Annotated in this window: 11 protein-coding genes and 4 tRNA genes; 13 read left to right on the top strand and 2 right to left on the bottom strand. The window is 35.0% G+C overall.

Annotated elements, in window-relative coordinates; all coding sequences use genetic code 11:
• Window positions 1-196: 196 nt before the first annotated feature.
• The 10 genes from A9G41_RS03680 to A9G41_RS03635 all read left to right on the top strand — a co-directional run bounded on the left by A9G41_RS03680 (window position 197) and on the right by A9G41_RS03635 (window position 10,046).
• Window positions 197-493 (top strand): YfcZ/YiiS family protein, encoded by a 297-nt coding sequence (locus A9G41_RS03680; protein ID WP_065582456.1) that lies wholly within the window; start codon window positions 197-199, stop codon window positions 491-493.
• Between the two features lie 42 nt (window positions 494-535).
• A complete protein-coding gene (gene sixA, locus A9G41_RS03675) occupies window positions 536-979 on the top strand; it encodes a phosphohistidine phosphatase SixA (protein ID WP_218057729.1) in 444 nt (147 codons plus the stop codon).
• Window positions 958-4,428 (top strand): exodeoxyribonuclease V subunit beta, encoded by a 3,471-nt coding sequence (gene recB / locus A9G41_RS03670; protein ID WP_075539339.1) that lies wholly within the window; start codon window positions 958-960, stop codon window positions 4,426-4,428. The genes sixA and recB overlap by 22 nt, the downstream gene beginning before the upstream one ends.
• A 608-nt stretch (window positions 4,429-5,036) precedes the next feature.
• Entirely contained in the window at window positions 5,037-6,752 is a 1,716-nt protein-coding gene (locus tag A9G41_RS03665) for a carbohydrate porin (RefSeq protein WP_081302179.1), read from the top strand.
• A 928-nt stretch (window positions 6,753-7,680) separates the two neighbouring features.
• Window positions 7,681-8,298 carry a TIGR04211 family SH3 domain-containing protein gene (locus A9G41_RS03660; RefSeq protein ID WP_065582459.1) on the top strand — a complete coding sequence of 206 codons (618 nt, stop codon included), beginning with the start codon at window positions 7,681-7,683 and terminating at the stop codon, window positions 8,296-8,298.
• On the top strand, window positions 8,299-9,396 hold the full coding sequence (locus A9G41_RS03655; protein ID WP_065582460.1) for a CCA tRNA nucleotidyltransferase: 1,098 nt from the start codon (window positions 8,299-8,301) through the stop codon (window positions 9,394-9,396).
• Between the two features lie 116 nt (window positions 9,397-9,512).
• Window positions 9,513-9,589, top strand: a tRNA-Met gene (locus A9G41_RS03650).
• A gap of 37 nt (window positions 9,590-9,626) precedes the next feature.
• Window positions 9,627-9,711, top strand: a tRNA-Leu gene (locus A9G41_RS03645).
• A 26-nt stretch (window positions 9,712-9,737) separates the two neighbouring features.
• Window positions 9,738-9,812, top strand: a tRNA-Gln gene (locus tag A9G41_RS03640).
• A gap of 159 nt (window positions 9,813-9,971) precedes the next feature.
• Window positions 9,972-10,046: transfer RNA gene (locus A9G41_RS03635), tRNA-Gln, on the top strand.
• 260 nt (window positions 10,047-10,306) lie between these two features.
• On the opposite strand, the gene A9G41_RS03630 is transcribed toward A9G41_RS03635, so the two are convergent.
• Complete coding sequence (locus tag A9G41_RS03630; protein ID WP_065582461.1) at window positions 10,307-11,107, bottom strand: YdgH/BhsA/McbA-like domain containing protein; 801 nt, start codon at window positions 11,105-11,107, stop codon at window positions 10,307-10,309.
• A gap of 363 nt (window positions 11,108-11,470) precedes the next feature.
• On the bottom strand, window positions 11,471-12,079 hold the full coding sequence (locus tag A9G41_RS03625; protein WP_081302180.1) for an NUDIX hydrolase: 609 nt from the start codon (window positions 12,077-12,079) through the stop codon (window positions 11,471-11,473).
• A gap of 113 nt (window positions 12,080-12,192) precedes the next feature.
• Here A9G41_RS03625 and A9G41_RS03620 point away from each other — a divergent pair, with 113 nt between their 5' ends.
• The 3 genes from A9G41_RS03620 (at window position 12,193) to A9G41_RS03610 (ending at window position 16,079) form a co-directional block, all read left to right on the top strand.
• A complete protein-coding gene (locus A9G41_RS03620) occupies window positions 12,193-14,676 on the top strand; it encodes a class I adenylate cyclase (RefSeq protein WP_065582462.1) in 2,484 nt (827 codons plus the stop codon).
• A gap of 219 nt (window positions 14,677-14,895) precedes the next feature.
• Window positions 14,896-15,468: an RNA polymerase sigma factor RpoE gene (rpoE, locus tag A9G41_RS03615; protein ID WP_065566482.1), complete on the top strand. Its 573-nt coding sequence runs from the start codon at window positions 14,896-14,898 to the stop codon at window positions 15,466-15,468.
• A 50-nt stretch (window positions 15,469-15,518) separates the two neighbouring features.
• A complete protein-coding gene (locus A9G41_RS03610; RefSeq protein WP_065582463.1) occupies window positions 15,519-16,079 on the top strand; it encodes an RseA family anti-sigma factor in 561 nt (186 codons plus the stop codon).
• Window positions 16,080-16,118: the final 39 nt, after the last annotated feature.

Raw genomic sequence — 16,118 nt, 5'->3', positions numbered from 1 at the left:
TAACTTCAAAAGTTAATCAATACGAGGTAAGTATGGTTAGCGGTCTAGTTATTGCAAATAAGTAATATAGACATAATGAATTAGTCATAAATTTTTTCTGAGAAAGAAACTAAAATAAAACAATGTTAGTGTTTTGCCCTAAGTTAGGATTGAGAGTATACTGTTGCTAATATTAAACGGTAAACAGAGGTATAGCATGGCAAATTCCTTAAATAAATGTAAAGCTAATGAAACAGCAGCATGTTGTTGTGTGGATGTTGGTACAATAATTGACAACGAAGATTGTACTGCTGGGTATGAGCACGTTTTTGCAACAGAATCAGAAGTTCAAGCTAAATTGGCTTCATTAACACAAGCTGCAAAAAATGTTGAAACAGAACCATGCAAAATTGATAGCAATATTGAAAAAGTTAACGATGGATTTAAATTATCAGTAAAATTTACCTTTTGCTGTGGTGCAGAATCTATGATTTTTCAATTAAAATTACGTTAATTAACTATAGATGAAAATTAACTATAAATGAAAGTTTGCATTATGAGACACGGTGAAGCAGGGTTTTCTGCTTCATCGGATTTTAGCAGAGCCTTAACCAATTATGGCATAAAACAGTCGAATCAAGCTGGAATGTGGCTTAAAGAGCAAGGTTATCAATTTGAGCTTGGTTTAGTCAGCCCTTATTTACGTGCTCAACAGACATTTACTGCATTATCATCACATGTTAATGTTGCAAAGATTGAAACTGATCAGTTTTTAGTGCCCGGTGGTAACTCATCACATGTCGCTGGCATATTAACGATGTTGCTAGCTGAAGGAACTGAAAATGTAATAGTGGTATCACATCTACCGCTAGTGGGATATTTAGTTAATGAATTGTGCCCGCAAATCAATCCTCCTATGTTTCCTACAGCGGCAATTGCTTGTATTAATTTGTCGTTAGACTCTGCAGGAAAACTTGAATGGTTTTATCAAGCGGAGTAAAAAAACTTAATCTTTTTGATTTGCCGTTAACTGGTCGAGCTTTAATTGAAGCATCGGCTGGAACAGGCAAAACTTATTCACTCACCTTCATTTACTTAAGGTTATTACTTGGCATTGGCCAAAATAGCTACCCAAGACCTTTAGAGGTTAACGAAATTCTGGTGGTTACTTTTACCAAAGCGGCGACCCAAGAACTACGTTCTCGAATAAGGAAAAATATACAAGAACTACGAATTGGATTATTGGAAGGACAACATCAAGATCCTATTTATCAACAACTCATTGAATTAGTCGACGATCGAAAATTAGCGGTGCAACGACTTACCGTTGCTCAACAATCAATGGATGATGCGGCAATTTATACTATCCATAGTTTTTGCCAGCGTATACTCACCAGTCATGCGTTTGAATCTGGCGTGTTATTTGAGCAAAAGTTAGTTTCAGATGAATCACAACTAAAATTGCGAGTAACACAAGACTTTTGGCGCCACTACTTTACGCCACTGGATAAATCGCTTGCCTATTTAGTCCTTGCAACATGGCAAGATCCAACGGAATTATTGAAAGATATTACCCCATATTTAGGCTTAGATCTAAACGACAATAAACCGATAAATCCAGATATCACAGCTAAAATTAAAGCATTTCATCAAATAAATTATGAGAAAATTGAAAATGTTAAGCAGTCTTGGCTAGCGTCGGTTGATGAGTTAGTCGATATCATTTCTCAATCAGGTGTCAGCAAACAATCATATAGCCGTCGAAATTTACCTAATTGGGTGACTAAAGTCTCAGCATGGGCAAATAATGTAACTCAATCTTTCCAATTACCTAATGAGCTCGAAAAGTTTAAGCAATCGATTTTAATTGAAAAAACGAAAGAAGGAAAGAATGCGCCATACCATTTTGTTTTTGATCAGATTGACGGCTTATTCAAACAATCGTTTGATTTACGTAGCCAAATTTTAATAGATATCGTCAGTGTGATTCAAAAAGATCTTTACAACGAGAAACTTAAAAATGGCGAAATGAGCTTTGATGATCTTATTGGGCAACTTAATCGCGCATTACATGCAAAAACAGGTGCACGATTAGCGAAAAGTATAGCTTCAAAATACTGTGTTGCCTTGATTGATGAATTCCAAGATACCGATCCTGCGCAATATCAAATTTTTAACCATATCTATGGTAACAAACAGACCGATCGAGGCTTACTGTTTATTGGCGATCCTAAGCAAGCAATTTACAGTTTTCGGGGCGCTGATATATTCACTTATTTAAAAGCTAAACAATCGGCAGGAGAAAATTATTTTACCATGGATGTAAACCATCGTTCGTCGGCAGCAATGGTTAACGCTGTTAACCAATTGTTTGCTAATTGCGATAATCCATTCATATTTGAAGATATTCCTTTTTTACCTATGGATGTAGCAAAGCAGAATCAACAAAAGTCTTTGCAAATTAATAACCAAGAAATAGGTGCCTTAACGGCATATTTATTGCCTGACGAAATTACAACCAAAACAGATTATCAAAATCACATGGCAAATTGTTGTGCTGATCAAATTGTGACTTTGTTATCTAACTCATCAATATTAATTGATAATGAAAAACAACAGCGCCCCGTAACAACGGCTGATATTGCCATCTTAGTACGCACTGGACGTGAAGCAGAAATTATTCAACAAAAATTGGCTAATTGTGGTGTTAAAAGTGTTTACCTATCAAACCATAGTAGTGTTTTTTCGTCAAATGAGGCAAAAGATGTATTGAATCTACTACAGGCTGTTTTAATGCCTGAAAACGAAGCAACACTAAGGTTAGCGTTGATGACGTCATTGCTAGGGCAAACCATGACCGAGCTAGAGCAAATCACTGACAATCAAGACAAATGGGAAAGTTTAGTTGAAGAGTTCAAACAATACCAAGCAATTTGGCAATATTATGGTGTGTTAGTTATGTTACGCCGAATGATGAAAAAACGTCATTTAGCTGAAAACATATTAGCTCACAAAGATGGCGAGCGAACATTAACCAACTTAATGCATTTGGGGGAATTACTACAAGATGCATCACATGAATTAGATAGCCCACATGCGTTAATTCGTTGGTTTACAAAGCAAATAGTTAGCCCAGATCTTAACTTAGAAAATCATCAGCAACGCCTCGAAAGTGATGAAAATCTCGTTAAGATTATTACTATTCATAAATCAAAGGGATTGGAGTTCCCGATTGTTTGGTTACCATTTATTTCATTGTGTCGAATATCAGATAGCCAATTTTATCATGATAAAAATGATGATTATCAGCTAAATTATGTATGGCGGTTAACTGACGAGATTAAACAACAAATAGAAAACGAACGACTTGCCGAAGATTTACGATTATTATATGTTGCAATGACGCGCTCTGTTTACCATTGTTACATTGGTCTTGCCTCATTGAAGGCCAATCAATCTGCTATTAATTATTTATTAAATAGTGAATTAAGATCAATTGAACGTATGGCTAATTTAGTCGATGTACAATTACCCGTAGAGTGTAAGCAGTATATTCCTCAAATTTTGCCAAACCCAGTTTTGTCAGCTAACGTATTTTCGCGCAATATCTCAAGTGATTGGCGGGTCACAAGTTACACGGAATTACAAAAACATAATGATCAAATATTGGCTTACCATCCTGATATTATTAATGACTGGGACGAACCACAACTTGACACAAACAGTTCCCTGCCAGCCGATTTTCAATATGATATTCATCATTTTCCTAAAGGGGCATATGTCGGTACATTAATGCATAGCATTATGGAAGAGGTCACGCCAGATAACCTTGATGTATTATGCCATAACATGTTGACAAAGCTAAATTTAGAACCAGCATGGCATAGTGTAATAACTAAATGGATGCAGCAAGTATTGGGTACACAACTGCATAAGCCAAATTTAATCTTATCAAAAGTATTATTGGATCAACATATTAATGAATTGCAATTTTATCTCCCTATACGCAAAACGGTAACTAGCCAGCAATTAGATAGCTTATGCAAACGATATGATAATTTGTCAAGATTATGCCCAAAGTTAGATTTTGACGCTGTACAAGGCATGTTAAAAGGATTTATTGATTTAGTCTTTAAATTTGAAGGAAAATATTATGTGGTTGATTACAAATCAAATTGGCTAGGTAAGTGCGTTGAGTCTTATCATCAGGCCGCTTTAGAAAAAGTGATGTGTGAGCATCGCTATGATTTGCAATATCAACTTTATTGTTTAGCATTGCATCGTTTTTTAAAAAATCGCTTAACAAATTACCAATACCAAACGCATTTTGGCGGTGTTTATTACCTGTTTTTGCGTGGCATGCCTGAACATGGCGTCTTTTACCATCGACCTGAACAAGCCTTTATTGAAGAGCTTGATAAGTTATTTGATGGAGAAAACATTGTTTAATTTATTTGCATCATCAATTTTTAGTGCTGTACCTTCAAGGAGTTGCAACTTATAAAAATTTTCAATAGGTATATTTATTATTAAATCAATAGGTATATTTATTATTAAAGTAGAAAATCAAAGATACTTTTTACCATATACTTTCTGGATAATTAATTATCATTTTTAATGAAAAGGAAATTTATACATTCTCTACTTGCAGGGCTTGTTTATAATAATTTTTAATCATAGTTATGCTCACACCCTCCAACAATTTTTATCCATTACATCTGATGAAAAACAACGATCTAATTAGCCTGTATAGAATGGTATCTATATATTATTAAATGTTTTTGTCACTTCCTATTTTTTAAAGGCTGCTGGCTGTATTTTGCACGATATGTATATAAAATGATAATTTTTAATGTGATATCAATCACACTATTAGTATTTAGTTTTTGAACAATCGTTTTTATTCGCTATATTAAAATTGCTTATTAAAAAGTATTGGATTGTTACCGATCTATAGCGGGCAAAACCTAAAGGGCAGTAATGGCTACCCTTTAGGTTTTTTTTTGTTTTAAATCTAAAAGATTTTATTTATTCTTTAAAATAATGAGTAGAGAAAAATGAAATATTCAATAAAAAAAATATGTAAAGTAAAACCAAAACGAATTGTTTTAATGACGATGCTTTGTTTATGTTATTTACCAAATGCTATTGCTGCTACTCAAGATGAATTAGAAGCAAGAATTGCATTATTAGAACAAAAATTATTAGCACTTAGTCAAGAGTCTAATGATTTGAAAAAGCAAGTGATTGAGTCGAATAAACAGCTCGCTCAGTTAAATAATCATCTTCAAAAACAACAAATTGTTATAAATAATCAGAAAAAAGCACTTAAAAATAGCCAAAAAACAGTACTTACAAAGCAACAGCCACCTAGTAATCCTGCACAAATAAGTAATAATCAAATTGTGCTAGTTAATACACCAAAAGCAGACACCGTACTAGGTGAAAATCCACCAGAAAAGAGATCATTTACTTTAGCTGAATTTAAAGACTATATTAAAGATGAAATCGGTTTTTCTTATAATGGTTATTTTCGTGGTGGCTGGTCAACTTCAAGTAATGGTAAACCTAAGAATTATGCTGAAGGAGCATTAGGTCGATTTGGTAATGAATATGGCGGTTGGTATGATCTTGTCTTTAAGCAAAAAATCTATGATCAAGATGGAAGACGTGTTGATACAATTGTTATGATTGATGGAAATGTAGCGACAAATAAAGCTGCGGGGTTATTTAATACTCAAGATGACAATCTTATGCAATTTTCAGATATTTATTTAGAAACAAAAGGATTTGTACCAAGTTTTCCTGATGCAAAATTATGGGTTGGTAAGCACTCATTACCTTATAATGAAATTCAAATGCTTGATTGGAAAACCCAAAAAACACCCGCTGGTGGGGGGATTGGTGTTGAAAATCTTAAAGTCGGTATCGGCGCTTTTGATGTCGCTTTAGTAAGAGCAGATGTAAATGTAAAGAGCAAAAAAGGAGTAGCTAAAATAGATAGCAATGGCAATGAAATTATTCAACATAAAAAAGAAGAAGTTGATTTAAACGAACTAGAAATCCGCTATCGTGATATTCCATTATGGAAAGATGCAACGCTTGGGGTGAATGCTCGTTATTCAGCTCCAAATAAATCTAAAATCCAAGATAATGTATCTGTAAAAAATGCTTGGCTTGGTAGTTTTGTTTTGCGTCAAAATAAATTTTTTGGTGGATTTAATCAGTTTACATTGCAGACAGCAACCAATTCTGTTGCTTCACAGTTAGCAAATATTAATACGAATAATCCAGAATTTGCCAGTAATTCAGATAATGACTATATTGGTACGCATACAGGAGGTAAAGCTTATCGCTTTGTATCAGAGGGGGAAGCTTATCTAAGTAATGATATTATTGTGGCTCATGCTTTGGCGTTAACTTCAGGTAATGATGTTTACTCTTACGATCTTAACCGCCCACATACCGATTTTACAAGCTTTAAATCAGCTATAAGACCAGCTTATATCTGGGATACTTATAATCAAAGTGGTGTTGAGCTTGGTTATTTTCGACAAAAGAACAAAGTCAAAAATAAAACTTATGTTGAAGAAGGATACAAAACCACGCTTTATCATTCGTTCAAAGTTGGAAAAAGTATTTTATCTTCACGACCCGATATCCGTTTTTATGTTTCTTATATAGAGGCATTACAAAATGATATCAGTAAATTTGATTTTAATGGTAAAGATCATCAAATTAGTTTTGGTGTACAAACCGAAGTCTGGTTTTAATTGTAATTTTATAGATATGATATAAAACTTATCATCTGAACTTTATTATAGGTTTAGCTCAATACCGCTTATTTATATAGTTCAGATGAAAAGTTAACGGTTTACTGGTGTAGACCTACTGTAGACCTACGTTATTTTTAGCTAAAGCTGGTATATAAACGTGAATCAACTTTTGCAAGTGATGTTCGCGCGTGGCGATTTTTTTATGAAGAACCATAATGGGTTATTGGGGTTTTGTGAGGTAAGAATTCTTTAATCCAGTAGTCACTAAACGTCATGAGCTTTTGTGTTCGCTCAAAAATAAGCAATATCACTGAAAATCGATTAACTTAATATGGTTTTTCACCTAAATTGATTAAAGTATTTTGGCATATACAATATGCCTCTTTTACCTAAAATAAAGTGACTGGTTTAATGCAGTTTAGCAATACAATCTTTGCTAATAATAGTATGCCATTATCGGTTTTAAAAAGTTTTTTTATTGCAAAGATTGGTAGTCAGCCTTTACTATTTTGGTAACTTTCAAGCCCTGACGTGCATAAAATTACCTAAACTTTCTTCTGGGCACAGAGTAGATGGCATATTGGCGTTTATACAACAATTAGGTTCAGTTGGGCTCAACTTGTCAATTGTTTGTGGTTGTGAGTTTTGTAATCGTTTACCAAAATAATATAGCTCTGCTAAGGTGCAGTACGAAAATAGACATCTATATTGCGATTGTTGAGGTGGTGATTCATATGGCTATGTGTCTTAAAGGGTATCTTTAATTCCTTATTTGGTGGTTAGCAAAGCACAAAATATAACCAATTCCATTTCTGGGGATATTAACTTTATTTTAAGATTGATAACCACTTACAAATAAAATGATTATGCGAATTACCATTTATTTATGTTATTATGTAAATATTTATAGGTTATTGTTGTAAATATGATGAAAAAACATAATGTTATTACAATGCTTCCGCTTTTTGCGATTGCTTTTAATAGTTACGCTATAGACAAATATGTGACAGATGATGTTGATATTTATTTGCGGCGAGGCCCTGGTTCGCAGTATGCGTTTTCTAATGTAGTTAAAGCTGGAGAAAAGGTCATTGAGCTAGAAAAAAGTGCAGATGGTAAATACAGTCGTATTCAACTTAATAATGGTAGTGTTGCTTGGATAGAAACGGCTAAACTGAACGAACAAGCTAGCTATAAAGAACGCTTTCCTGAGTTAGAAGCAAAATTTGCAGAATATAAAGATAAAGCCGATAACGCCGATGCGAACCAACAGAAATTGGTCAATGAATACATCCAAAAGTTGCAATCAGCGGAAAAAACAATTGAAACACTTCAAAGTAAAAATGAAGTTTTAGAACAACAGCTCAAAGAGCAGGGGACGCGAATTGAATCAATGCTGAATCAAGTGGATGATAAACGCCTTGATCTTATTGTAACTTGGTTCACCTATGGTGGTCTTGTAGCTGGTGGTGGCCTTATTTTAGGGCTTATATTACCAAGGATTATACCTAGTCGACGTAAAAAAGATCGTTGGATGCGATAGATGAGTGCAACCTATCTTGTTGGAGGTAGTGTGCGCGATAGTTTGTTGCATCTGCCTGTTATTGATCATGACTGGGTTGTTGTTGGTGCTACGCCAGAGGAGCTTTTGGCATTAGGATATCAACAAGTCGGTAAAGATTTCCCTGTATTTTTGCACCCCAAAACAAAAGAAGAATACGCATTGGCTCGGACTGAGCGAAAATCCGGTAAAGGTTATACTGGATTTATTTGTGATTTTAGTAAAGAAATTACATTAGAACAAGATCTGATTCGCCGAGATTTAACCATTAACGCCATTGCCATGGATGAAAATGGCAATATTATCGATCCTTATCATGGTGTTGATGATATCAAACATAAAATCTTACGCCATGTCTCACCAGCTTTTCGAGAAGATCCGCTACGTATATTACGAGTTGCACGTTTTGCAGCGCGTTTTCATCAATTAGGCTTTACTGTAGCGCCACAAACCTTAGACTTAATGAAACAAATGGTATCAGCTGGTGAGGTGAGTTGTTTAACGCCAGAACGCGTATGGAAGGAAACAGAAAAAGCATTGTCAACTTCAAATCCTCAAATCTATTTTCAAGTACTTGAGCAATGTGGGGCGCTTACGTTGTTGTTTCCATTATTATGCCTATCAGCTGATATTCTTGATGCGCTAAAAAAATCAACCCTACTAACTGACGATTTAACTATACGTTTTGCTGTATTGTGTGGGCTGTTGCCTAGTAAGTCTGTGGTCGAATCATTGTGCGCAAAAATCAAAGCCCCCAACAACTATACTAAAATTGCGATTATGACTCGCCAATATCGTGGCGATGTTGAAAGAGCGCAGACACTCACTGCTGAGCAAATTGTTTCGTTGTTAAATAACATTGATGTATGGCGCAACCCTTTGCACCTAAATCAATTAATCATCGCAAGCCAAGCTTTCGCTAAAACAACATCGTTTACACAAGCAAATTATTTAAAAGAAGCTTATAGCATCGCCAATGGTGTTAACGTGCAACACATTATTGCTGATGGTTATACTGGAAAACAAATTCATTGCGAGTTACAAAAAAGGCGAATTGAAGCGTTAATAAACTGGATTTGATTGCATCTTAATCAATCGCAACTTTTTTTCAAAATATCTTAAAAAAAGGGTTGACGATTTGTCGTAACACAAGCATAATGCGCCTCGCAATGTTGGTTACGACGTTGCGAATGAATGGCTACGTAGCTCAGCTGGTTAGAGCACATCACTCATAATGATGGGGTCACAGGTTCGAATCCCGTCGTAGCCACCATTAAGATTGGGTAATACTTTTACCGGAAGTATTCAGTGCGGGTGTGGCGAAATTGGTAGACGCACCAGATTTAGGTTCTGGCGCCGCAAGGTGTGTGAGTTCAAGTCTCTCCACCCGCACCATTTAATCTTAATGTTTATCCTTTAATTGGGGTATAGCCAAGCGGTAAGGCAGCGGGTTTTGATCCCGCCACGCCCAGGTTCGAATCCTGGTACCCCAGCCATTCCAGTATGCATATTTAAGATATCTTACTCTATAATCTGTTTTATATCCAGCATGCTGATTCCATTAATGCTATTGCATATAGATGGAACTGGTAGATGTGCTAGATTTATTCTAGTTCTCACTAACGTATATTGTGTACGATATTTGTTTTCTATAGTGGGGTATAGCCAAGCGGTAAGGCAGCGGGTTTTGATCCCGCCACGCCCAGGTTCGAATCCTGGTACCCCAGCCATACTTTGATCATTTTGATTGCTAAAGTGTATCCTTCGATTAAAATTCCTAATTGCTATCTATTTGTCTTTGCCAAATGAGGTTGGCAGAATTTTATCTGTATGCTTAATTTGGGATATCTGACCGATTTTAGTTAAAAATTGATATTAATAATTAAGCAATTACCATGAAAGTTAATGTTTTAGATTAACGTTTTTGATGTGAAGCCCACATGAGCAAAAAACATTGCTCATGTAGAACTTATTTTAGAAAACTGTGACTTTATTTATATAGGCTTACAAACACCGTTTGCGCTGTGTTTGCAGGGTTGGCAGATACTTCTTTTACGTAATAAAAATGGGCGCCATTAGCGATAGCATGTTTTTGTGCAGCCGAACTAATTTCTGCAGTATTGTTAAATACACCATGGAAGCTAATTGTATTAAATGGGGTCATATGTTTAAACGCTTCACTACTGATTTCGTAAGCATCTTGACCTTGTATCGCATTTGTAGCGATATAATCTCTGATTGGCGCATCTTGTTTGTATAAGGCAACTTCGATATCTTCAGCTTGACTGCTGGCATTAGCCGACGAAATTGAATCGATATAAAACGCATAAGCATTTTTCTCAGCGGCTAATTTACTTGCTGCTTGAGTGATTTCGGATGTGTTATTGTAATTACCTTTAAATTTAACAATTTCAAATGGTAAATAGTAAAGCGCCTTTGAACGATTATAAGAAACTACACCATTATAGGTGGTTTCATCTTTCTGCACGGCAATAGGTGCATTAGATTGATAAATATTTGCATAAACAATAGCGCGATCTGATGAAGTGCCATTAGCTGGGCTTTCGATGGCAGTAATGTGGTAATATTTAGCTCCCGCTTCGTCGGCCGCACGTGAAATATCCTTAGCTGCGTTATCGGCTTGTAAGTAACTTCCAGTCACTGAAATTTCTTTTAATGGCACTAAATGGCTACTTTCTTTGGCTGTTAAAGGTTCAGCAGCGTAAAGATTCGCAACGGGTAAAGATAATAGTACGGCTAAAGCAATAGAAGTTTTGGTAAAACGTTTCATGATTGAATCCTTCGTTTTGAATTATTAAAATAGAAAATCACTTTGTTAACGCTTATTTAATTTACAGATATATTAATATAGTGTTGCTTTGAGAATGTTCTAACTTGTGGAGCTCCAGAATGTTTTGTCCTTGTCTACTTGTAAAAAGTGTTAAGACATATAATAGTTGTTTTGGTTTGAATGAATTGTAAAACAACTATCTATAGTTATAAGATGTTCAGTGATAATCCTCAAGCTCTTTTCATTAAATAGAATAGAGCCTAGCACAAATTGCTTAAAATGAAATAATTTGTTAAAAAAAGTGTTAACTTTTTGCTGATTAAACTTGTGATTACTTTTGTAAAATTGTATTTACCCTATAGATTATTCACGAATTGTTTCGATGAAACGCATAAGAATTTGAGCGGTTAACCCCCAAATAACCCTATTACGATACTGATAAAAATAGACGGGATGCTCGCGTTTTTGCCAGCTTTGTGAACGGTTAGTAATGATATTAAAAGGGAAATCATCGGCAGGTTTATGCCCTACAAACATTGTTGCACTCATTGGGCGGTTATGAATAAACCACTCAACCGGAACGGTAAAGATTTGTTCTACTTCGTCATGGTTTAGTTGCAAATCATTTAGCGAGTTTATTGTGCCTACAAATGGGTAAATAATCATACCTAATGTTGCAATAAATTTAGGTAATTGCCCTAAAATCGTTATTTGATTGTAGGCTATACCTAATTCTTCAACAGTCTCACGCTTGGCGGTGTATTCGGGATTGGGGTCAGTCAATTCAACCCGACCACCAGGAAAACAGATATCGCCAGGTTGCCATTTTAGTTTTTCTGATCTGACCTGAAATAACAGATGCAATTGGTGATTAACCTCGACGATTGGTAACAATACCGCAGCTTTATTATCGACAAATTTGGTTGCCTGCTTTTTTTGGATTTGCTTAGTTATATTTTCAATTGTGATCATATTAATGTGTTTTACTCTAAGATTAAATTTTAGCCCTATTTACCTTGCACTAATAACATGCTAGATTTACCAAATGCGTTAGTTTAATACGCGTGTTTTACCTAATTGAAGCTATGCAATATTATATCAATAACATAAAAAAAGAACTTGAAGAGCTTGCCAATCTAAAGCGTGAACGGGCTCTTATTGGCATGCCTGATGAATTTCAACAAGTATTTTTGTTGCTTCCTGCTCTTTTTCACTATCATACTCCTGAATTACCCGGATATATGGAAGGTAATATACCTTCAGGGATTGCTTGTTATCAATTATCTACTGATACAAAAAAACTACTTAAACATAAATTTAATTTTGCTCCCACCAAAAATAAAACTAAAGTGACTCGTGTTCCTGCAATATCAGCTTTATATTCAATGGGCAGCACCTGTTCTATGGGGCAGTCGGTTCAATCGGATCTTGATATTTGGATATGCATTGAAAATAGTTTAACTGACCAACAAAAAGAATTCTTACAGTTAAAATGTCGCCTAATTGAAGATTGGGCCGCAACGTTGCAGGTTAAATTAACGTTATTTGTTGTTGATGCCGATCGGTTTATTAATAAACATCATGAATGCTTAATGGGTGAGAATTGTGGTTCTGCACAGCACATTTTGTTGCTTGAAGAGTTTTATCGCTCCGCAAATTTATTAGCTGGCAAATTTTTGTTGTGGTTTGTGGTGCCCCATAACTTTACTGTGAATAACGTCATTTACTCCACTTATGAAGAATGTGTTAACGCCATGGTTGATCTTAATTTAATTGAACGAGATCAGTGGATTGATTTTGGACCGTTAACAAATCTATCAGCTGAAGAGTATTTTGGTGCAAGTTTGTGGCAACTTTATAAAAGCATTGATTCACCTTTTAAAGCTGTGCTTAAAACTATGTTATTAGAAGCGTATTCATGGATTTACCCACAAAATAAACCAATTGCTTATCAAATGAGAGAACTCATTCAAAACGGCGAAATACATAAAGGAATGTATCTAGATTCGTATTACATGCTATTAGACAGAATTAGTAACTATCTCATTGAAATTAATGATTGGCAACGACTTGAGTTAATTCGCAACTGTTTTTATTTAAAAATAAATGAAAAGCTCTCTATTCCAATGAAATCACTTTCTTGGCGCCGTGCTATACTTAGTAACTTAGTTAAAAGCTGGGGATGGAATAAACAACAAATTGCAAAATTAGATGCTTGCCAAAAATGGAAAATAGGGCAAGTTCGAGAAATGCATGAAATTTTGTTACACACCATGATGGCGGGCTATCGAAATTTGCTTAATTTTGGTCGGCGTAATAATTTAGACTCACAGATTAGCCCTAAAGATTTGGCGATATTAACACGAAAGCTCTATGCTGCTTTTGAAGTACTACCGGGAAAGATTACCACTTTAAAGCTTAATATATCTGATAATCTACAAGAAGAGGTATTAACATTTATTCATGTCGCCAAAGATCGTATTAATCGAGCTGGATGGTATGTTTATAATCAAAAACCTATGTTGAAATCAATTGTTGGTCATCAATATCTAGAATACAGCAAATATTTAGTGAAATTAGTAGGATGGTGTTACTTTAACGGCTTAATAGCTGATTCTACCTCTTTTTATTATCGCGATGGAGAAAATCGAAACAACACAAAAATTAATAAGTTGATTGAGGATCTAAAAAAATATTTTCCTATTGATGTGCCTACAGCAACTGAAGATCAGTTATATGGACCATGTGAAATTCGTCATTTAGCTATTATTTTAAATTTAGAAGACGATCCAACAGTGAATATTGAATTAGACGACCAAGTAACTAATAGCGTGCTTAATTATGGTCAGCATGAGCTGAGCTTGGTGGGATCGATAGATCTTCTTTATCGTAATTCATGGAATGAAATTCGTGTACTTCATTTTAGTGGCACACTATCGGTGCTTGAAGCGATTAAGGCTTTGTTAAATCGTATGCACAAAGACGCTGACTTGCCCAGTTCAATCGAAATTTTTTGTTATAGTGAGTACCTAAGCAATGAAATCAAACAGGACATGAAAAAGCTAATGGATGAATGTATTGATTTACGTTTAACCACGACTGAAAACAACTCAACACAAGTTAAACCATTAAGGGTTGGAGGAGCTTCTTGGTATCTGTTTTTTGAACGACTAGGCGTATCAAGTCATCAATTTGACAATGCAATTGATTTTTATGGCGCGGTATCAAATAATAAAATACAAGGTAGGCCACTGAATATTTTAGACGAAACTAACGAACTACCGAAAGAAATTGATAGTGTTGCTTATGCAGGGATTATTCAATTCTTCTTTGAAAATACCGATTCGGGCTTTGATCTTTTCATTTTAAATGAACATAATCAAGTTGAAATTTATCGTAACTGCAACGGTTCAAGAGACAATATGGTGAAAGATATCAACGAATTTTATGTTTTATCTGACGATCGTTTTACGTTTACCACCAGTAGCTCGGTTAATTTTAATCTACCTCAATTTTATCAAATCACTTATAATGAACGTGGTGAGCGAGAGATCGTTCCGCTTAATTAAAAAATCGAAACCCGATCTTATTTGCAATAATCGTTGTCAAAAAACTTCAGAAAAATTTATTTTTGAGTATATAAAGATTAAATATTTACAATTAATGAGTAAAATAATTAAATTTCTATTAAAATAGTGGGAACTTTTTTTCAATTTAAGAATCTAACTGTTTGTATGCGCAAATTTGGGCCGAACGACAGTTATTAACACAATAAGGAATGGCCTTTAATGGGGGAGCAAGTAACAGACCAAGTACTAGTTGATCGCGTTCTTAAGGGAGACAAAAACGCTTTTAATTTACTTGTTGTTCGTTATCAAAACAAATTGGCTTATTTGGTTTCTCGTTATGTATTAGCGTCTGAAGTTCCTGATGTTGTGCAAGATACTTTTATAAAGGCATACCGTTCATTAAGCCTTTTTAAAGGTGAAAGTGTTTTTTACACATGGTTGTATCGAATTGCGGTTAATACGGCAAAAAATTACTTAGCGTCTCAAGGAAGGCGTCCTCCAGCATCAGATATTGATGCTAACGAGGCTGAAAGTTACGAAGGTGCAGATTCATTGAGAGATCTCGATAATCCTGAAAATTTAGCGCTTTCAGACGAAGTGAAAAAAACAGTATTTGCTGCCATAGAGGCATTACCCGACGATTTAAAAACGGCAATCATGTTGCGCGAAATTGACGGTTTAAGCTATGAAGAAATCGCTAAAATTATGGATACCCCTGTAGGGACAGTGCGGTCACGTATTTTTAGAGCACGCGATGCAATTGATGAAAAAATTAAACCATTACTTAGTTAACGGTTACAAACAAATTAATAAGCAGTAGTCATAAATTTAAGGTATTTACTATGCAAATAGAACAGAAAGAGCAACTTTCACTACTTATGGACGGTGAGTTTGACAATGATCATATTGTTGATGCAGTATCATATGACGAAAGTTTGCAATCATGCTGGCAGCGCTACCACCTTGTAAGAAATACAATGCGTGGCGAGTTGCATAGTAGCTTATTAACGCTAGATGTTTCTAAGCAAGTAGCTAATGTAATTATGGCTGAAGATTTATATAACCAACCGACAAATCAACCTAATGTTGAAGCCACTGCGCCACCAAAATCTGAAAATCTCATGTGGATTCACGTTAAAGACTTTTTTGCTAAAGCTAGCCAAGTTGGGCTTGCAGCGTGTGTAACCCTTGGCATTATTGTTGGTGTGCAATATCATCAAGGACAAGCAGATAGTGTTAACGCAAGCCCTATATTAAATACAGTACCAGTAGGGATAAACCTTGCACCAGTGGGGGGAACTCACCAACAAAACGATCAGCAATTACTTGAAAAACGCCAATATGACAAAATTAGATTGCTTGTACAAGATTATGAATTACAAAAAAGATTAAATGCTCGTTAATTCGAAATGAAATCATTACATTATTTTGTTATATATTCT

This window comes from Gilliamella sp. Nev5-1 (assembly GCF_001690895.1).
In the GTDB taxonomy this organism is placed as follows: Bacteria; Pseudomonadota; Gammaproteobacteria; order Enterobacterales; family Orbaceae; genus Gilliamella; species Gilliamella apicola_C.
This window is presented reverse-complemented; position numbering and strand designations above follow the sequence as displayed.